Origin of the sequence: Kribbella sp. NBC_00482 (assembly GCF_036013725.1) — a bacterium.
Lineage (GTDB): Bacteria > Actinomycetota > Actinomycetes > Propionibacteriales > Kribbellaceae > Kribbella.
In genome coordinates, this window is record NZ_CP107881.1 from 7,688,523 (window position 1) to 7,704,254 (window position 15,732).

At 69.5% G+C, this 15,732-nt stretch carries 16 protein-coding genes; 9 read left to right on the forward strand and 7 right to left on the reverse strand.

What is annotated here, in order from left to right:
- The first annotated feature begins 9 nt into the window (after positions 1 to 9).
- The 3 genes from OHB24_RS37160 to OHB24_RS37170 are packed head-to-tail and all read left to right on the forward strand — an operon-like array spanning position 10 to position 2,692.
- Positions 10 to 1,242: a DegT/DnrJ/EryC1/StrS family aminotransferase gene (locus tag OHB24_RS37160; protein ID WP_327635607.1), complete on the forward strand. Its 1,233-nt coding sequence runs from the start codon at positions 10 to 12 to the stop codon at positions 1,240 to 1,242.
- Positions 1,239 to 1,967 carry a hypothetical protein gene (locus OHB24_RS37165; RefSeq protein WP_327635608.1) on the forward strand — a complete coding sequence of 243 codons (729 nt, stop codon included), beginning with the start codon at positions 1,239 to 1,241 and terminating at the stop codon, positions 1,965 to 1,967. Before OHB24_RS37160 ends, OHB24_RS37165 begins: the two co-directional genes overlap by 4 nt.
- Positions 1,961 to 2,692, forward strand: a complete 732-nt coding sequence (locus tag OHB24_RS37170) for an amidohydrolase family protein (RefSeq protein WP_327635609.1) — start codon at positions 1,961 to 1,963, stop codon at positions 2,690 to 2,692. Before OHB24_RS37165 ends, OHB24_RS37170 begins: the two co-directional genes overlap by 7 nt.
- Before the next feature lie 27 nt (positions 2,693 to 2,719).
- On the opposite strand, the gene OHB24_RS37175 is transcribed toward OHB24_RS37170, so the two are convergent.
- The 4 genes from OHB24_RS37175 to OHB24_RS37190 form a co-directional block, all read right to left on the reverse strand.
- Entirely contained in the window at positions 2,720 to 3,274 is a 555-nt protein-coding gene (locus OHB24_RS37175) for a GNAT family N-acetyltransferase (protein WP_327635610.1), read from the reverse strand.
- Positions 3,275 to 3,321: 47 nt separating this feature from the next.
- Positions 3,322 to 3,690 (reverse strand): hypothetical protein, encoded by a 369-nt coding sequence (locus OHB24_RS37180; protein WP_327635611.1) that lies wholly within the window; start codon positions 3,688 to 3,690, stop codon positions 3,322 to 3,324.
- Positions 3,691 to 3,778: 88 nt separating this feature from the next.
- Entirely contained in the window at positions 3,779 to 4,516 is a 738-nt protein-coding gene (locus OHB24_RS37185) for a CPBP family intramembrane glutamic endopeptidase (protein WP_327635612.1), read from the reverse strand.
- A 90-nt stretch (positions 4,517 to 4,606) separates the two neighbouring features.
- Complete coding sequence (locus OHB24_RS37190; RefSeq protein WP_327635613.1) at positions 4,607 to 5,191, reverse strand: TetR/AcrR family transcriptional regulator; 585 nt, start codon at positions 5,189 to 5,191, stop codon at positions 4,607 to 4,609.
- Positions 5,192 to 5,237: 46 nt separating this feature from the next.
- Here OHB24_RS37190 and OHB24_RS37195 point away from each other — a divergent pair, with 46 nt between their 5' ends.
- A complete protein-coding gene (locus OHB24_RS37195) occupies positions 5,238 to 7,658 on the forward strand; it encodes a beta-glucosidase family protein (RefSeq protein WP_327635614.1) in 2,421 nt (806 codons plus the stop codon).
- Positions 7,659 to 7,748: 90 nt separating this feature from the next.
- Here the strand turns inward: OHB24_RS37195 and OHB24_RS37200 are convergent, their stop codons facing one another.
- Positions 7,749 to 8,453, reverse strand: coding sequence for an NUDIX hydrolase (locus OHB24_RS37200; protein WP_327635615.1), 705 nt, complete (start codon positions 8,451 to 8,453; stop codon positions 7,749 to 7,751).
- Positions 8,454 to 8,520: 67 nt separating this feature from the next.
- On the opposite strand from OHB24_RS37200, the gene nadA reads away from it, so the two are divergent.
- Both nadA and nadB read left to right on the forward strand, forming a co-directional pair.
- The gene (nadA, locus tag OHB24_RS37205) at positions 8,521 to 9,501 is read left to right on the forward strand and encodes a quinolinate synthase NadA (RefSeq protein ID WP_327635616.1); all 981 of its coding nucleotides are present in this window, start codon (positions 8,521 to 8,523) and stop codon (positions 9,499 to 9,501) included.
- The gene (gene nadB / locus OHB24_RS37210; protein WP_327635617.1) at positions 9,498 to 11,000 is read left to right on the forward strand and encodes an L-aspartate oxidase; all 1,503 of its coding nucleotides are present in this window, start codon (positions 9,498 to 9,500) and stop codon (positions 10,998 to 11,000) included. The genes nadA and nadB overlap by 4 nt, the downstream gene beginning before the upstream one ends.
- Here the strand turns inward: nadB and OHB24_RS37215 are convergent.
- The gene (locus OHB24_RS37215) at positions 10,978 to 11,955 is read right to left on the reverse strand and encodes an ArsR/SmtB family transcription factor (protein ID WP_327635618.1); all 978 of its coding nucleotides are present in this window, start codon (positions 11,953 to 11,955) and stop codon (positions 10,978 to 10,980) included. The genes nadB and OHB24_RS37215 overlap by 23 nt on opposite strands.
- 59 nt (positions 11,956 to 12,014) lie before the next feature.
- Between OHB24_RS37215 and OHB24_RS37220 the strand changes: the two genes are divergently transcribed.
- Genes OHB24_RS37220 through OHB24_RS37230 form a run of 3 tightly spaced genes read left to right on the forward strand, consistent with a single transcriptional unit; the run spans position 12,015 to position 14,669 of the window.
- Positions 12,015 to 13,262 (forward strand): hypothetical protein, encoded by a 1,248-nt coding sequence (locus tag OHB24_RS37220; RefSeq protein ID WP_327635619.1) that lies wholly within the window; start codon positions 12,015 to 12,017, stop codon positions 13,260 to 13,262.
- Positions 13,201 to 14,016, forward strand: coding sequence for an ABC transporter ATP-binding protein (locus OHB24_RS37225; RefSeq protein ID WP_327635620.1), 816 nt, complete (start codon positions 13,201 to 13,203; stop codon positions 14,014 to 14,016). Before OHB24_RS37220 ends, OHB24_RS37225 begins: the two co-directional genes overlap by 62 nt.
- Positions 14,013 to 14,669 (forward strand): hypothetical protein, encoded by a 657-nt coding sequence (locus OHB24_RS37230; RefSeq protein ID WP_327635621.1) that lies wholly within the window; start codon positions 14,013 to 14,015, stop codon positions 14,667 to 14,669. The genes OHB24_RS37225 and OHB24_RS37230 overlap by 4 nt, the downstream gene beginning before the upstream one ends.
- Here the strand turns inward: OHB24_RS37230 and OHB24_RS37235 are convergent, their stop codons facing one another.
- Complete coding sequence (locus tag OHB24_RS37235; RefSeq protein ID WP_327635622.1) at positions 14,670 to 15,728, reverse strand: LacI family DNA-binding transcriptional regulator; 1,059 nt, start codon at positions 15,726 to 15,728, stop codon at positions 14,670 to 14,672.
- Positions 15,729 to 15,732: the final 4 nt, after the last annotated feature.

Consider the following 15,732-nt stretch of genomic DNA (forward strand, 5'->3'; position numbering starts at 1 on the left):
ATCCGTCTGATGGAGAACAGTCAGCTCGCTCGCGACGGCGGTACGCCGGTGCGCACCGACCCGCTGCCGTCGGTGATGAACGCCAGCGGCCGGCGTTTCGGCGACGACGAGATCAAGGCGGTCGAGCGGGTGCTGCGCAGCGGCATGCTCTCGGCCACCTGGGGAACGGAGGTTCCCGCGCTCGAGATGGAGTTCGCGTCCATGCTCGGCGCGGGACACGCGGTCGCCTGCAGTTCGGGAACGGCGGCGCTGCACCTGGCCGTGGCCGCCGTGAACCCCGATCCCGGCGACGAGATCATCACCACGCCGATCAGCGACATGGGTACCGTGTTCCCGATCATGATGCAGAACGCCGTTCCGGTGTTCGCGGACGTCGACCCGATCACGGGAAACCTGACGCCCGAGACCGTGGCCGCCGCGATCACGCCGCGCACGAAGGCCGTGATCGTCGTGCACCTGTTCGGAAAGCCGGCCGCGGTCCGGGAGTTGCGCGAGCTCTGTGACCAGCACGGGATCCTACTGATCGAGGACTGCGCCCAGGCGTATCTCGCCCCGGTCGGCGACACGTTCGCCGGCCGGATCGGTCACATCGGTTGCTTCAGCCTGCAGCAGACCAAGCACATCAGCGCCGGCGACGGCGGTCTGGCGGTCACCGACGACGCGCAACGCGCCCGCCGGATGCGGTTGTTCGCCGACAAGGGCTGGCCGCGTGACACCGACGAGCGCACCTACTTGTTCCTCGCACTCAACTACCGCATGACCGAACTCGTCGCCTCGGTCACTCGCGCCCAACTGAACCGTCTACGTGGCGTCGTCCAGGACCGTCGTACGGCGGCATTGCGAGCCACGGCCGGGATCGCTGACCTGGCCGGGGTCACGGCCCCGCCCGACGGGCAGGACCATGTGTACTGGCAGTACCCGCTGATCATCTCCGAGGCGGCCGGCGACATGCGCGAGTGGGCCGCGGCGCTGACTGCCGAGGGGGTGCCGGCGAACGGCGGGTACCTGACCAGCCCGCTGTACGCCGCACCTGCTGTCCGCGAGCGGATCACCTACGGTCAGTCCGGCTTCCCGCTGCAGGACGTCTCGTACCCGGTCGGCCTGTGCCCGAACGCCGAAGAACTCATCGACCGCCGGCTGCTCGTCCTCGGCTGGAACGAGAACTACACCGAGTCCGACGTCGACGACATCGTCGCCGCGATCCGCAAGGTCCACAACGCCCTGTCCCGGAAGGCATCATGACCGATACTCCCCTGCTGCTCGACTGCGACATCCTGGTCGGGCACGACGTGACGACGGGGCGCTGGGGACGGCCCGAGAACATCGCGAAGGTCTTCTCGGACAGCGGTATCTCGGGCGGAGTCGTGTCCGGGCTGCGGGCGGTGCACTTCGACGTACCGTCCGGGAACGACGAGGCGCGGCAGGTTGCCGATGGCAACGGTTGGACGACGTGCCCGGTGCTCGACCTGCGTGATCCTCTCGGGGCGGAGAAGGAGCTCGAGCGTCAGCTGGCGAGCGATACGCCGCCGCGGGCGATCCGGCTGGCGCCGACCGCGCAGAGCGTCGAGCCGACGTACCCGGCCTTCGGGCATGTCGTGCAGCTGCTCGTCGACGCCGGGCTGACGATCTTCGCCGAGGGCGACGTCCGCAAGGTCGGCCCGGCGCTGCGCGGGCTCGGCGCGCGCGTGGTGTTCCTCGACACGCACTTCTACTACCTCGGCGACTTCGTGGTGCTGGCCCGGTCCGAGCCCGGGTTCCACACGTCGACCCGGATGCTCACCGGACCGGACTCGCTGGAGATCGTGGCCGCGGAGGTCGGCGCCGAGCGGCTCGTGCTCGGGTGCCGGACGCCGTTCCACGAGACCCGCTCGGTGATCCGCCGGTTGCTCTCCTCCAAGCTCAGCGAGGACGAGATCGCCCACGCCGGAAGCCGCAGTCTCACGACCCTGCTGGAGCCCGCATGCTGATCGACGTACACGCGCACTGGGGACCGTGGTTCTTCTCGATGGACGTCGCGAGCATCGACGCCAACATCGACGGACTCGACCGGTTCGGCATCGACCTCCAACTGGTCTCCGCGATCGAGGCCATCGTGTACGACGCTCCCCTCGGCAACCGCTCTCTCGCCAAGCAACTCCCGGCCGACCCGCGGCTGCGCGGGATGATCGTCGTCGACCCGCGCCGCCTCGACGAGGCCCGCACCGATCTCGACGAGCTGCTCGCCGGCGACGGGCGGACGCGGTGGGTCGGCGCCAAGATCCACACCGAGTACAGCCGTACGCCGATGACCTCGCCCGCGATGCGGGCCGCGATCGAGCTCACGACCGAGTACGGGCTGCCCACGCTCGTCCACACGTGGGGCGACACCGTCGTCGACCTGGCCGACGTCGCCGCCCGGGTCCCGGGAGCGCGGGTGCTCGCCGGTCACATGGGCGCGAACGGCTGGCCAAGGGTCCCGGAGGCCGCGGACCGAACCGACCGGATCTGGTTCGAGCCGTGCTGGTCCGCACCCGAGGCGAACCGGATCCGCTGGATCCTGGACCGGATCGACCCCGGCCGGATGATGTTCGGCACCGACGCCACGCTCATCGATCCGTCGATCGCCCTGGGCGCTCTCGAGGCCGCCGACCTCACTCCCGACGAACACGAGGCCGTCACCCACCGCAACGCCACCGCCCTGTTCGGGCTGTGACTCCCGCGGGTTTCCGGTAAGAATTCGTCAGCTGGTGACGGATTCTTTCCGGAGATCGGGGGCGCCCGCCACGAACACCACGATGTCGGTTTCGGAGCCGCGGACCTCGGGCTGCTGCCAGCCGAGGTGGCGGTAGAACGCGATCGCATCGTGGTTCTGGTTCCAGGCGAGGAGCCAGGCGCGATGGTTGTCGCGCGTGGCGCTCTCGAGGAGACGCCGGGCCAGGCCGGTACCGCGGGCGTGCCGGCATACGCCGAGCTCGTCCACCTCGTACGCGCCGATCAGCAGCTCCTCGACCTGCTCGCTGCCGATCCGGTCGAGGACACTCCCGTACGACCGGTCGGTCCGGAACGGCGCCGGCGTCGTCCACCCGGTCAGGAACCCGGCGATCCGCCCGTCCTCCGACCGCTCGATCCAGGCCTGGAACCCGTCCCGCTCCGCATCGGTCTCGAGCCGTTTCCGGAACGCGATCCGGGTCTCCTCGGGATCGCGGCGCTCGAACGGCGGCGCCGTGAACACCTCGACGTACGCCGTGGTCAGTTCGTCCGCGATCTCCAGGATGTCCCGCCCACGCGTCTGCACCGCTCCAACCTACCGATGGAGCGGTGCGTCCTACTGGTGCTGCTGCCTCAGCTGGTCGAGGCGGCCGCCGACTGGAGATCCGAGGGAGCGCTCTCCGAGCCGCCCGCCGGAGCCCCGGCAGACGACCTGGTGGCTGCGCTCGTGGTTGCGCCGGGTGCAGCCGGCTCCGCCGCGATCGTCTCCAGCTCGGCGCGGAACTGCGGAAGCATCCAGCGCAGCGGCTGGTCCAGAACACGTGCGATGGCCGCCTCGTCGACCTTCAGCAGGCCGCCGATCCGGGCGAGCGCGTCCGGCTCGTCGGTGGCGGCGTACAGCAGATGGACGACCTCGTGCCGGTGCGCGAACACGGCAAGCGCCGCGGCTGCGAGACCGGCGTCGATCTCAGGCGGACTCGTGATTTCCCCGTTGACTGTCACGTCATCCTCAACCCGTCCGGACGCCGATCGGTTACGTGTCAGTCTTTACAGTTGCCCAAATCTGAAATGTACGTTTCAACTAGGCCTTTCAGCTGGGCAGCCAGGACACCTTGCCGAGCAGGTACGTCGCCCCGATCAGCGCGGCCGTGTCGATCAGGGTGTGCGCGACGACGAGCGGCATGATCCGGCCCCACCGCCGGTACAGGTAGGTGAAGATCACGCCCATGATCACGTTTCCCGCGAACCCGCCGAGCCCCTGGTAGAGGTGGTACGAACCGCGCAGCAACGAGCTGGTCGCGGTGGCCCGGCGTACCGACCAGCCGAGCTGGTCGAGCCGGCGGTTCAGGTACCCGAGCACGATGACTTCCTCGAGTACGGCGTTCTGCGCGGAGACCGCGATCAGGATCGGGATCCGCCACCAGTCGTCGGGGAGCTGTGACGGGTCGACGGTCAGGTTCACGCCGGTCGCATGTGCACCGATGTAGAACAGCAGTCCCGCTCCCCCGACGGCGGCAGCGATCGCCGTACCGCGCCCGAGGTCGCGCATCCTGTCCTGCAGGTCGAAGCCGATCGTCCGGAACGACTCCTTGCCGCGCGCAAGCAGGTGACCGACGAGCGCGACAGGTACCAGGGCGGTCACGACCGCGAAGACCTGCCACGCGAGATCCAGCCACGGCCGACCCGGCGCGCGCGAACCGACGATCACGGCGGTCTGCCCACTGATCGGCTTCGACGACGTCAGCACACCAGTGAACGAGATGATCGCCGCCACACCGGACGCCCCCAGCGACAGCGCCAGCACCAGCCAGACCTCCCGCGAAAGCATCGACCGACTGACACCCTCCGGAGGAGACGGTGCGGGTGGGGCGGCGGCCTCTGCCGGTGGGGGCGGATTGTCGGCCGGATTCGTCATGGTTCAACTATCCCGCGTGGGACCACCCAGCAGGTCGAGCAGGTGGCTGAAGAGGTCACCGGTGTCGGCCGGCAGCTCGTACTGCGACTGCACCTGCAGACCGTCGGAGAGCGCGATCAGCAGGGTCGCGATCGTTTCCGGGTCGGCCGCTGCGTTGAGGGCGCCGGCCGCCTGACGAGCCCGAACCGCGTCGGCGAGAGCTTCCCGGATCCCGGCGTACCGCTCCACGAAATACTCGTGAGAGTGGTGCTCGGGATCGCCGGCCTCGGCCGAGAACGTCGAGTACAACTGCACAAGACCCGGCACCGATCCGTTGTGCCGGACGATCGCGGTCAGGTTGTCGATCGGGTCGCCGGTCTCGAACCGCGCCCTGTCGGCCTCGTCACGGGCCCGCAGCACCGCCTCGAACAGCTGCTCCTTCGAGCCGAAGTAGTGCAGCATCCCGGCCTCACTGAGCCCGGCCGCGGCAGCCAGCTCACGCGTCGACGTCTTCCGGTACCCGTGCCGAGCGATCACCTCCAGCGCGGCCCGCAGGATCTCGGCGCGCTTGGCGACGCCTTTCGCGTACGGACCCCGGGAATTAGCCATGTTCAAAACCTAGCATCACTTGGTTTTCGGACGTACAGTCGTCGCCATGAACTTCGACGACCTGCTCGGCCGGCTCTCCCTGGAGGAGAAGGTCCGGATCCTGACCGGCCAGGACTTCTGGTCCACCCACCCGCTGCCCGCGATCGGGCTGCGTTCGATGGTGCTGTCCGACGGCCCGAGCGGCGTCCGGGGCGCGGTCTGGGACGAGCGCGACCCGTCGCTGAACCTCCCGTCGGCCACCGCTCTCTCGTCGTCCTGGGACGTCGGCATCGCGCATCGGTACGGCGTGGTTTCGGCGCTCGAGGCGCGCCGGAAGAACGTCGACGTGGTGCTCGGCCCGACGATCAACCTGCACCGTTCTCCGCTCGGCGGGCGGCACTTCGAGGCCTTCAGCGAGGACCCGGTGCTGACCGCGGACCTGGCCGCGGCGTACGTCGCCGGCGTGCAGGAGCTCGGCGTCGGCGCCACCCCGAAGCACTACGTGGCGAACGACTTCGAGACCGACCGCTTCACCGCGGACGTCGTGGTCGACGAACGCACACTGCGCGAGGTCTACCTGCTGGCCTTCGAGAAAGCGGTCACCGAGTCGAAGGCGTGGCTGGTGATGAGCGCCTACAACTCGATCAACGGCGCGACCGCGTCGGAGAACGACCTGCTCGAGACCCCGCTCAACACCGACTGGGGGTTCGACGGTGTGGTCGTCAGCGACTGGACCGCCGTACGCAGCCTGGAGAGCGCCAAGCACTCGCAGGACCTCGCCATGCCCGGTCCGGTCGGGGCCTGGGGTGACGCACTCGTCGAGGCCGTCCGGTCCGGTGAGATCAAGGAGGACGCGATCGACCGCAAGGTCCGTCGCCTTCTCGCGCTCGCGGCCCGCGTCGGCGCCCTCGAGGGGTTCGAGAAGCCGGCCGACCCGCCGCAGGTCGACGGCATCGCGTTCGCTCGTACGGCGGCCGCGGAAGGCACGGTCCTGCTCCGCAACGAGGGAGCGCTCCCCTGGCGTTCCGAGGAACTGACGAAGGTCGCGGTCATCGGCCACAACGCCCGCGACGCGCGGACCCAGGGCGGCGGGAGCGCGACGGTAATCCCAGAGAGCGTTATCTCACCGCTCTCCGGGCTGCGTACCGCGCTTCCGAACGCAGAGATCACGTACTCGATCGGCGCGGTCGTCCAAGAAGGCGTCGCCGAGCTCACGCCGGCCACGATGACCAACCCGCAGTCCGGTGAGCCGGGCGCCCGCGTGCGGTTCCTCGCCGCCGACGGTTCCGAACTCTTCGCCGAAGACCGGTTCTCCAGCGCGCTCGTGTACCTCGGCGGCAACGCCCCGATCGGCGAGTCGGCGGTCTTCGAGTTCCGCACCACCTGGACGCCGACCGAGTCCGGCGCGATCCAGCTCGGCTTCGCGTCGGTCGGCCGCGGCCGGATCTTTGCCGACGGCAAGCTCCTCCGCGAGGACACCGCGATCCCGGTCGGCAACGACCTGGGCGCCGCGCTGCTCTCCCCGCCGTCGATCTCCACGCCGCTCGAGGTCACGGCCGGAACGCCGATCGACGTACGCGTCGAGCTCGACCTGCCGAAGCTCGAGGGCGGCCTGAGCAACGCGCTCAGCATCACGGTCGGTGTCGAACCGAGCAACGACGACCCGCAGGCCCTGATCGACGAGGCCGTCGCAGCGGCCCGGGCCGCGGACGTGGCGCTGGTCGTCGTAGGCACCAACTCGAAGGTCGAGTCCGAAGGCTACGACCGGACCTCGCTCGCGCTCCCGGGCCGGCAGGACGACCTGGTCCGCGCGGTCGCGGCCGCCAACCCGCGAACTGTCGTGGTCGTGAACGCGGGATCCCCGGTCCTCCTCCCCTGGCGGGACGACGTCGCTGCTGTGCTGGCGACGTACTTCGGCGGTCAGCAATACGGGGACGCGCTCTCCGACGTTCTCCTCGGCCGTACCGAGCCGGGCGGTCGCCTCCCGACCACGTGGCCGCGGGAGCAGGAGGACGTGCCGGTCATCAACGTGACCCCGGAGAACGGGGTCGTGCGGTACGACGAGGGCATCCACATCGGGTACCGCGCCTGGCTCAAGGCGGGCACCGAGCCGGCGTACGAGTTCGGTCACGGTCTCGGGTACACCACCTGGGAGCTCTCGGATCTGCGCGCGAACGATCCGTCGTCCGTCGCGCTGACCGTGCGCAACACCGGCGACCGCGCCGGCAAGCACGTCGTCCAGGTGTATGTGGAACGCTCGGAGAGCGCTCTCGACCGTCCCGTCCGTTGGCTGGCCGGGTTCGGCGTCGTCCGCCTCGATGCGGGTCAGGCGCGCGAGATCACGGTCCGCCTGCACGAGCACGCCTTCGAGCACTGGGCTGTCACCGACGATCTGGCGGGTTGGACGACGGAACCCGGTGCCTTCACGATCCGAGCCGGCTCGTCGGTTTCGGACCTACCGCTCTCCACGGAGCTCCAGGTCCGTTAGCTGCCCGGCTGCACGAGCTCATCGGGGCTCGGGGCGATTCGACGCCGGTCGCCGGACAACCCGGCGGCCGGCGTCGGTCACGTTGCAGCCTCAGCGCGGCGGACGGAGTACGGCGAAGGGATCCGTGACGGTCAGTTCGCGGGCAGCGAACTTGTACACGGCGGCGGGCCGGCCGCCGGCCTGGCCGGGGCGGGCCGTGCGGTCTGTCGGCTCGATCACGTGTCGACGGGTCAGCACCCGCGTCAGATTGGTGGCGCCAAGCTTGTAACCCAGTGCCGCGCCGACCAGGTCGCGCAGCTCGGAGATGGTGAACTCGCGCGGTGCCAGGGCGAAGCCGATGTTGGTGTACGACAGCTTGGCCCGCAGCCGCCCGACCGCGGCATCGATGAAGTAATGGTGGTCGAACGCACTGTCCGGCAGATCGTCGACCGGGTGCCAAGCCGTGTCGGCCGGAAGCTCGGGCTCCACGTCGGACGGGACCAGACCGAGGTACGCCGTGGCGAGCACGCGTTCTCGCGGATCGCGATCGATGGCACTGTGCGTGGCCAGCTGCTCGAGATGCGCGACCTCGCGGACGTCGACCTTCCCTGCCAGGTGCGCGGTGATGGCCTCGCGAAGCCGCTGAGTCGGCTCGACGCCACCGCACGGCAAGGACCAGCGACCGCGGTACGGATTCCGCGCGCGCTTCCAGAGCAGCACGCTCAGCCGACCGTCGCGGACGGACAGGACCACCGCCAGCACCTCGTGCGGATAGCTCGGCCAGTTAACCGGATCACCTTTCTTGGCAGTGGACACGTCGACGATGGTAGCGTCGTCTCCAGTTATCGACTGCTAAGCGAAAACCTCCGGAAGGGGTCCCGTCGTGACTGTCGGCCAGAGCAAGGTGCGCACGTGGCAGGACGAGGTACGCCACCTCGCCCGCGAGCGAGACGCGGTCCTGCTCGCCCACAACTACCAGGAACCGGCGATCCAGGACGTCGCCGATCACGTCGGCGACTCGCTCGCGCTGTCCCGGATCGCCGCTGAAACCGAAGCGTCGACGATCGTGTTCTGCGGTGTGCACTTCATGGCGGAGACCGCCAAGCTGCTCAGCCCTGACAAGACCGTGCTGATCCCCACCGCGCAGGCCGGGTGTTCCCTGGCGGACACCATCGACGCCGACCAGCTGCGCGCCTGGAAGGCGCAGCACCCCGGGGCGGCGGTCGTCGCCTACGTCAACACCAGCGCCGCGGTGAAGGCCGAGGCGGACGTCTGCTGCACCTCGTCCAACGCGGTGGAGGTGGTGAACTCGATTCCGGCGGACCAGCCGGTGCTGTTCCTGCCCGATCAGTTCCTCGGCGAACACGTCCGGCGGCAGACCGGCCGGACGAACATGGAAGTGTGGATGGGCGAGTGCCATGTGCACGCCGGCATCAGCCCGGTCGAGTTGCGCGCCCAGGTGGCTGCGAACCCCGACGCGGAGGTTCTGGTCCATCCCGAGTGCGGCTGCGCATCGTCGACCATCTGGCTCGCCGGACGCGGCGACCTGCCCGCGGAGCGGACCCATATCCTCTCCACCGCGGGCATGCTGGAGAGTGCTCGCGGCATGACCGCGAAGACCGCCTTGGTCGCGACGGAGATCGGCATGCTGCACCAGCTCCGCAAGGTGAACCAGCAGACGACCTTCCTGCCGGTGAACCCGAAGGCCTCCTGCCGCTTCATGAAGATGATCACGCCGGAACTGCTCCTCCGATGCCTGCGTGAGGGCCGCGACGAGATCCAGTTGCCGGCCGACCTCGCCGACCGTGCGCGGCAGTCCGTCCAGCGGATGGTTGCCATCGGCAAGCCGGCAGGCGCGCGATGACGCGCGCCGTCGATGTCGTCGTGATCGGTGCGGGCGCGGCCGGACTCTCGGCCGCCCTCGGCCTGGCGGCGACCCGTGAGGTGCTCGTACTCAGCGCCGGCGACGGCAGTACGCCGTGGGCCCAAGGCGGCGTCTCCGTCGCGTTCGGTGACGACGATCCGCTCGACCACGCGCACGACACCAATGTCGCCGGAGCAGGCTTCTGCGATCCACGGAACGTGCGGGCGCTGGTCGAGGAGGGACCGCAGCGGGTGGCCGAACTGATCGCGCACGGTGCGCTCTTCGACCGGCGCGAGGACGGCTCACTGTCGACGACTCTCGAGGGTGGCCACAGCCATCCCCGGATCGTGCATGCCGGTGGTGATGCCACCGGCGCGGAAGTTGATCGCGCGCTGCGTGCCGCGGTCCGCGCCGTCGGTGTCGAAACGATGGCCGGGCGAGCGATCGGTCTGACCAAGTCGACCTCGGGGCGGGTCAGTGGTGTGCTCGTCGAGACGGGCGGCGAAACCGTCCGGATCGAGGCCCGGGCCGTCGTACTGGCGACCGGCGGCATCGGCAACGCCTACCTGGCGAGCACCAACCCGTCAGCGGTGCGCGGTGACGGCATCGCGCTCGCGCTGCTGGCCGGGGCATCGCTGGTGGACATGGAGTTCGTCCAGTTCCACCCGACCGCTCTCTTCACCGGACAGACCCGCGGGCAGTTGCCGTTGGTGACCGAAGCGGTCCGCGGAGAAGGCGCCGTACTGCGTGACGTCCGTGGCCGCCTCATCATGGCCGGCCGGCACCCGCGGGCCGATCTGGCGCCTCGTGACATCGTCGCCCGGGAGATCGAGGCAGCGATGCGCAGGGACGGCTCCGATCATGTCTGGCTCGATGCCAGGAGCATCGAGCCGGACGTTCTCCGCCGACGGTTCCCGACCGTACTGGCCTCGTGCGCGTCGATCGGTGTCGACCTGCTGTCCGAGCAGATCCCGGTGGCGCCTGCCGAGCACTTCCTCTGCGGCGGCGTCCAGGTCGACCGCGACGGCGCAACCGGCGTACCAGGCCTGTATGCCGTGGGCGAGGTCGCCGCTTCGGGTGTGCACGGGGCGAACCGGCTCGCCTCCAACAGCCTGCTGGAAGGGCTGGTCTTCGGGCGGCGGGTGGCGACCGCCTTGATCCTGGACCTGCCGGAGACCGCTGACAGGTCGTACGACGTTGTGCTGACCGAGGACCGCGAACCGGAGCGAATCCGGGCGATCCTGACCAAGTACGCGGGGATCCGGCGCGATGGTGCCGGCCTCGACGCCGCCGCGGACGAGTTGAGTGCCCTGGGCAACGGACCGCTCGCGACGGTGGCACGGTCCGTCATCGTGGCAGCGACCGCGCGCCAGGAGAGCCGAGGCTGCCACTGGCGCTCGGACCACCCCCACACCGATGACCGATGGAACGAGCACGTCGCCATCGGCCTCGACGAAGAAGGCCTGCCGACCACCATCAGGCGTTTGGTCCGGTCGTGAGGTTCGACGCCGGCCGCCGGACCACCTGGCGGCCGGTGTCGGATTGCCAGTACAGGACTGATCGGCCGGAGCGGCGCCGTTCGAGCAACCCGGCGTCGGTCAGGACGCGCAGGTGGTCGGAGATGGTGGCGAGCGACAGACCGGTGGTGGCCACGAGCAACGTTGTGCTCACGGGTTCGGCAGCCTCGACCAGGATGCGGGCGCGGTTGCGGCCGAGCAGCTGCACCAGCGGTTCGTCCGGCGTTTCGGTTGTCGCGAAGATGCCGGTCACGGGGTAGGTCAGTGCGAACCGATCCGGCAGCCGCCAGCTGACGTTCACGCGTTGGGTGTGCGCCGCGATGAACATCAGGTCGCGCCCGCGGACGTCGGTCGCCGGGTAGTCCCAACGGTTCACCTGAATCCGTCCGTCGCCGAGCCACCGCACATCGGGGCCGAGCCCTCGCAGTACGCCGGACCACCCCTGCTCGCTGAGGCGCGACGTCCGCGACACGATGTCGGCCTGCAGCACGCGCAACCGCCGCGGCCAGTCCGGCTCGACCGTCGTCCGCCAAACCCACCGCAGCAACTCAGCCGCCTCCCCCGCGAGCCCACGCGACAGGAGCAGGATCGGCGGCAGCGGCGTCCGTACGACGTTGAGGTCTGCGCGGATGTGATCGTCGGAGAGCGCGGTCAGGTGCTCGAGTTCGGCATCCAGCGTGAGGTCGGGCTCGAGCGGCGGCACGGTCAGGAAGTCCGCGACCCAGCTACGCCCGAAAGCGCTCTCCAACAGCGCCGACCAGACCGGGTTCGCCGCCACCGCAGCCTGGAACGCGGCGCTGTGCGTGTCCTTCCACGGCCGGAACCACGGCTCGACCGGCGCGCGCAGCAGCTTCAGCGCGGCCACGGTCTCGGTGAGCTGCGACGTACCGAATCGCGCGTTCACGAGCGTGTCGGCATCGACCAGGAACTCGGACAACGTTTCGCCTCCACCCGAAACTGTAGGCGACGCGAGAACGGCGGTCGATGCTGCGGACCATGACCACGTACCGGGCGATCTTCGCCAACCGGGAGTTCCGGAACCTGTGGATCAGCAGCGCGCTCGGCAACGCGTCCTCGACGATGACCAGCCTGACGCTCGCGATCCTGGTCGACGCCGCGACCGGATCCGCGTTACTCGCGGCGACCATCATGTTCGGACCGTCGCTAGCGCAGGTTCTCGGCGTTTCCACGCTGATGTCCGCGGCGGACACGGCGCGTCCCCGCCAGGTGCTCACGCTGCTCTCGGTTCTCTCGACCGTTGCGGTCGGCATCCAAGCCGCGTTCGGGCTCTCCGCCGGTCTCCGGCTCGTCCTGTCGCTCGCGGTCGCGTACGGGCTCTCGATCGGGGCCGGCGTCCGCTGGGGGCTGCTCGGCGAGGTCGTGCACACCGACCAGTTCGTCCTCGGCCGGTCCGCGATGAATCTGTCGGTCGGCGCCATGCAGATCGCCGGCTTCGGCGTCGCGGGTGTCCTCCTGCAGATGGTCTCCCCGTCGACCGTGCTCTGGATCGCGACCGCCTGCGCCGCCCTCGCGGTACCGGTCATCCGCTTCGGTCTGCACGACCGCGCACCCCGCCGGGTTGCGCGGACCGGCCTCGCCGAGACGTGGCGCGGCAACCGCTCGCTCCTTTCTCTGCCCCGCATCCGGCCGTTACTGCTCGCGCTCGCCCTCCCGAACGGCCTGATCGTCGGCTGCGAGGCGCTGTTCGTCCCGTACGCCGGTTCACGCGCCGGCTGGTTGCTCGCCGCCGGTGCTGCCGGGATGATGACGGGCGATCTCGTGGTCGGCCGTTTCCTGACTCCTGGAGGTCGCCGGATCGCGGGACAGGTTCTCCGGTTCGTGCTGGCCGTACCGTTTCTCGGTTTCCTGTTCGATCTGCCGATCGCGATCCTCTGCGTCTTGGTCGCTCTCGGGAGCAGCGGGTACTCGGCTTCGCTTGCGCAGCAGGAGGTCCTGGTCGAGCTGACTCCGGGCGAACTCCGGGGCCAAGTACTCGGGTTGGAGTCCGCGCTGCGGATGACGACCTTCGGTGTGGTCGCGATCCTGGCGGGAGCGCTCGCCGACCTGACCGCGCCTGCCCCGGCGATCGCCACGTTCGCCGCGGCCTCGCTGCTGGTCTCGATCGTCCTCACCCGCCCACTGCACCGCGTGATGCGGCCCGCGCCCTGGATAGGCTCGCCGCATGGAAGTGGTCCGGTTGCGGAAGGTGTCCAAGCGGTACGGACGCCGGGAGATCCTGGCTGACGTCGACCTGCAACTGAACGCCGGTGAGCTGCTGGCTCTGGTCGGCGCGAACGGTTCCGGCAAGTCGACGGTGTTGCGACTGATGGTCGGCCTGTCGCGACCGTCCGCGGGAACGGTGCAGCGCAACGCCGACGTCGTCAGCTACGTGCCCGATGTGTTCACGTCGCACGATCGCCTGTCGGCTTCGGCGTACCTGCGGCACATGGGGCGGATCCGTGGACTCGGTACGAGAACGGCGAGAGACCGCTCTCTCGAGTTGCTCGACCGCCTCGCGCTTTCGGGCGGCGCGGATACACCGATGCGCAAACTGTCGAAAGGCAACGCACAGAAGGTCGCGCTCGCGCAGGCGCTGCTCGATCCGCCACAACTGCTCGTTCTCGACGAGCCCTGGGCCGGTCTCGACGCGACTGCTCACTCGACCCTGCGCGAACTCCTCACCGAGACCGCCGACCAAGGCGCCGCAGTCGCCTTCACCGAACACTCCGCCGAAGTCGTCCGCTCAACCGCGACCCGCGTCTGCGAACTCGACCACGGCCGCCTCACCTCACTCCGCCAGCAAACCGCCCTCACGGAACTCCACCTGATCCCCGCCGCAGACATCGACTGGGACCACCACCCGGACGTGCTGGAGGTGCGGCGTACTGAGGGCGGCGTGACTGTGGTGCTGCCGACCGGCCGGCACGATGCTGCGCTGTTGACCGCGCTGAACCACGGCTGGTCGGTCGTCACCGTACGGCAGGTGAAACCCGAGTGAGCGCTCTCTACCGTTACCTGCTGACCAGCGTCCTGCTCTCCCAGCGGTACCTTCCGCCGACGCTGATCTTCCTCGCCGCGATGGCCGTGGGTACGACGTCCGACAACGGCCCGCTGCAGTCGTCGTACTCGTTCTGCGTGCTGGCGATGCTCGTCTGCACGACCTGGCTGACCGTCAGCATCGTCAACCACGAGGACCCGACCCAGCGGAAGATCACGCTGGTGATGATCGGCAGCTCGCTGCGTGTCCTGACGATGACGGTCGCCGTTGTGCTCACCTGGTGCGTACCGCTCCTGGTGATCGGTCTCGTCTACCCGATCGTCACCGGCAAGCACGTCGTCACCGCCGGCGACCTCGCTGTCGGTGCGGCCGCGCAACTCGGCGCGGCGATGATCGGGATCGCGATCGGCCTGCTCTGCTCGCGTCTCGTGATCCCGCGGATCGGGGTCGCGATGCTCACCGCGGCCGCCGCGATCCTCGCCGTACTGCTCGTCGGCTGGATCTCCCCGATCCGCCCGATCATGACCGTTCTGTCCGACGAGAAATCAGCCGGCGCGAACGCCGTACCGCTGACCCTGCTGGCCGCGCTCTCCGCGGTCCTGCTGTCAGCCGCCGTCCTCGCGACGAAGGTCCTCGCCGATCGCAAGGAATGATCAGGAAGCGGCGACCGACGACAACCCGTGCGGAGCAGCCGAGCCGCGGACGATCAAGGTTGTCGCCAGTTCGACGTGGTGGGAGGCGACGGGCTCCCCCGCGGCCAGCTGCAGCACAGTGCGTACGGCGACCGCGCCCATCTCGCGCAGCGGCTGCCGGACCGTGGTGAGCGGCGGCGACGCCAGCCGCGCGACCTCGGTGTCGTCGAAGCCGACCAGGCTGAGATCCTCCGGAATCCGCAGGCCGCGCGCCCGCGCCGCCTCCAGGATCCCGAGCGCGACCTCGTCGCTGCCTGCGAAGATCGCGGTCGGCCGCTCCGGCAGGTCGAGCAGCTTGGTACCGCCGACCAGCCCGTCTTCGTACAGGAAGTCGCGCATCCACACGTACTCGGCCGGTACGCCGGCGCCGATCGACTCCATCGCGCTGCGGTAGCCGCTCAGCCGGGCCTGGTTGCAACCTGACGTCGGCGGACCCCCGACGTATCCGATCCGGCGGTGGCCGAGGGACAAGAGGTGCTGCGTCGCGGCCATCCCGCCGGCGAAGTTCGTCGAGCCCACGCTGATCACGTCTGGCTCCGGGGTGTTCGCGGGGTCGATGATCACGAGCGGCAACCTGGCCCGGGCCAGCGCGGCCAGGTCGGCGGCAGACAGCTCGCTGGTGACACCGATGGCGGCCTGCCGGCCGCTGGCGATCAGCTGCCGGATCCAGCCCACCGCCCGGCCCGGGGTCGCGCCGCCACTCGCGGTCGGCGGATGCTTCGGATGTGAGGTCAGCACGACGTCGACGCCGGCCGCCTGACCGGCCGCGACCACGCCCTGGATCACCTCGACCGAGTAGGCGTTGACGACGCCCTGGTAGAACAGCTCGATCGTGTCCCGGTGCACCGTGTCCGGGCGGCGCCCGACGTACCCGTGCTTCTCGAGGACGTCCTGGACCCGGGCGCGGGTCGACGCCGAGACGTCGCTGCGTCCGTTCAGCACCTTGGAGACCGTGGCGACCGACACACCGGCCGATCCGGCCACCGTGGCCAGGGTGACGCGACCCTTCAACGGCGACATCTCA

Coding starts and splice junctions, on each gene's coding strand:
- OHB24_RS37160 (WP_327635607.1), top strand. CDS start 10: ATGGAGAACAGTCAGCTCGCTCGCGACGGCGGTACGCCGGTGCGCACC.
- OHB24_RS37165 (WP_327635608.1), top strand. CDS start 1,239: ATGACCGATACTCCCCTGCTGCTCGACTGCGACATCCTGGTCGGGCAC.
- OHB24_RS37170 (WP_327635609.1), top strand. CDS start 1,961: ATGCTGATCGACGTACACGCGCACTGGGGACCGTGGTTCTTCTCGATG.
- OHB24_RS37185 (WP_327635612.1), bottom strand. CDS start 4,516: ATGCTTTCGCGGGAGGTCTGGCTGGTGCTGGCGCTGTCGCTGGGGGCG.
- OHB24_RS37190 (WP_327635613.1), bottom strand. CDS start 5,191: ATGGCTAATTCCCGGGGTCCGTACGCGAAAGGCGTCGCCAAGCGCGCC.
- OHB24_RS37195 (WP_327635614.1), top strand. CDS start 5,238: ATGAACTTCGACGACCTGCTCGGCCGGCTCTCCCTGGAGGAGAAGGTC.
- nadB (WP_327635617.1), top strand. CDS start 9,498: ATGACGCGCGCCGTCGATGTCGTCGTGATCGGTGCGGGCGCGGCCGGA.
- OHB24_RS37220 (WP_327635619.1), top strand. CDS start 12,015: ATGACCACGTACCGGGCGATCTTCGCCAACCGGGAGTTCCGGAACCTG.
- OHB24_RS37225 (WP_327635620.1), top strand. CDS start 13,201: ATGGAAGTGGTCCGGTTGCGGAAGGTGTCCAAGCGGTACGGACGCCGG.
- OHB24_RS37235 (WP_327635622.1), bottom strand. CDS start 15,728: ATGTCGCCGTTGAAGGGTCGCGTCACCCTGGCCACGGTGGCCGGATCG.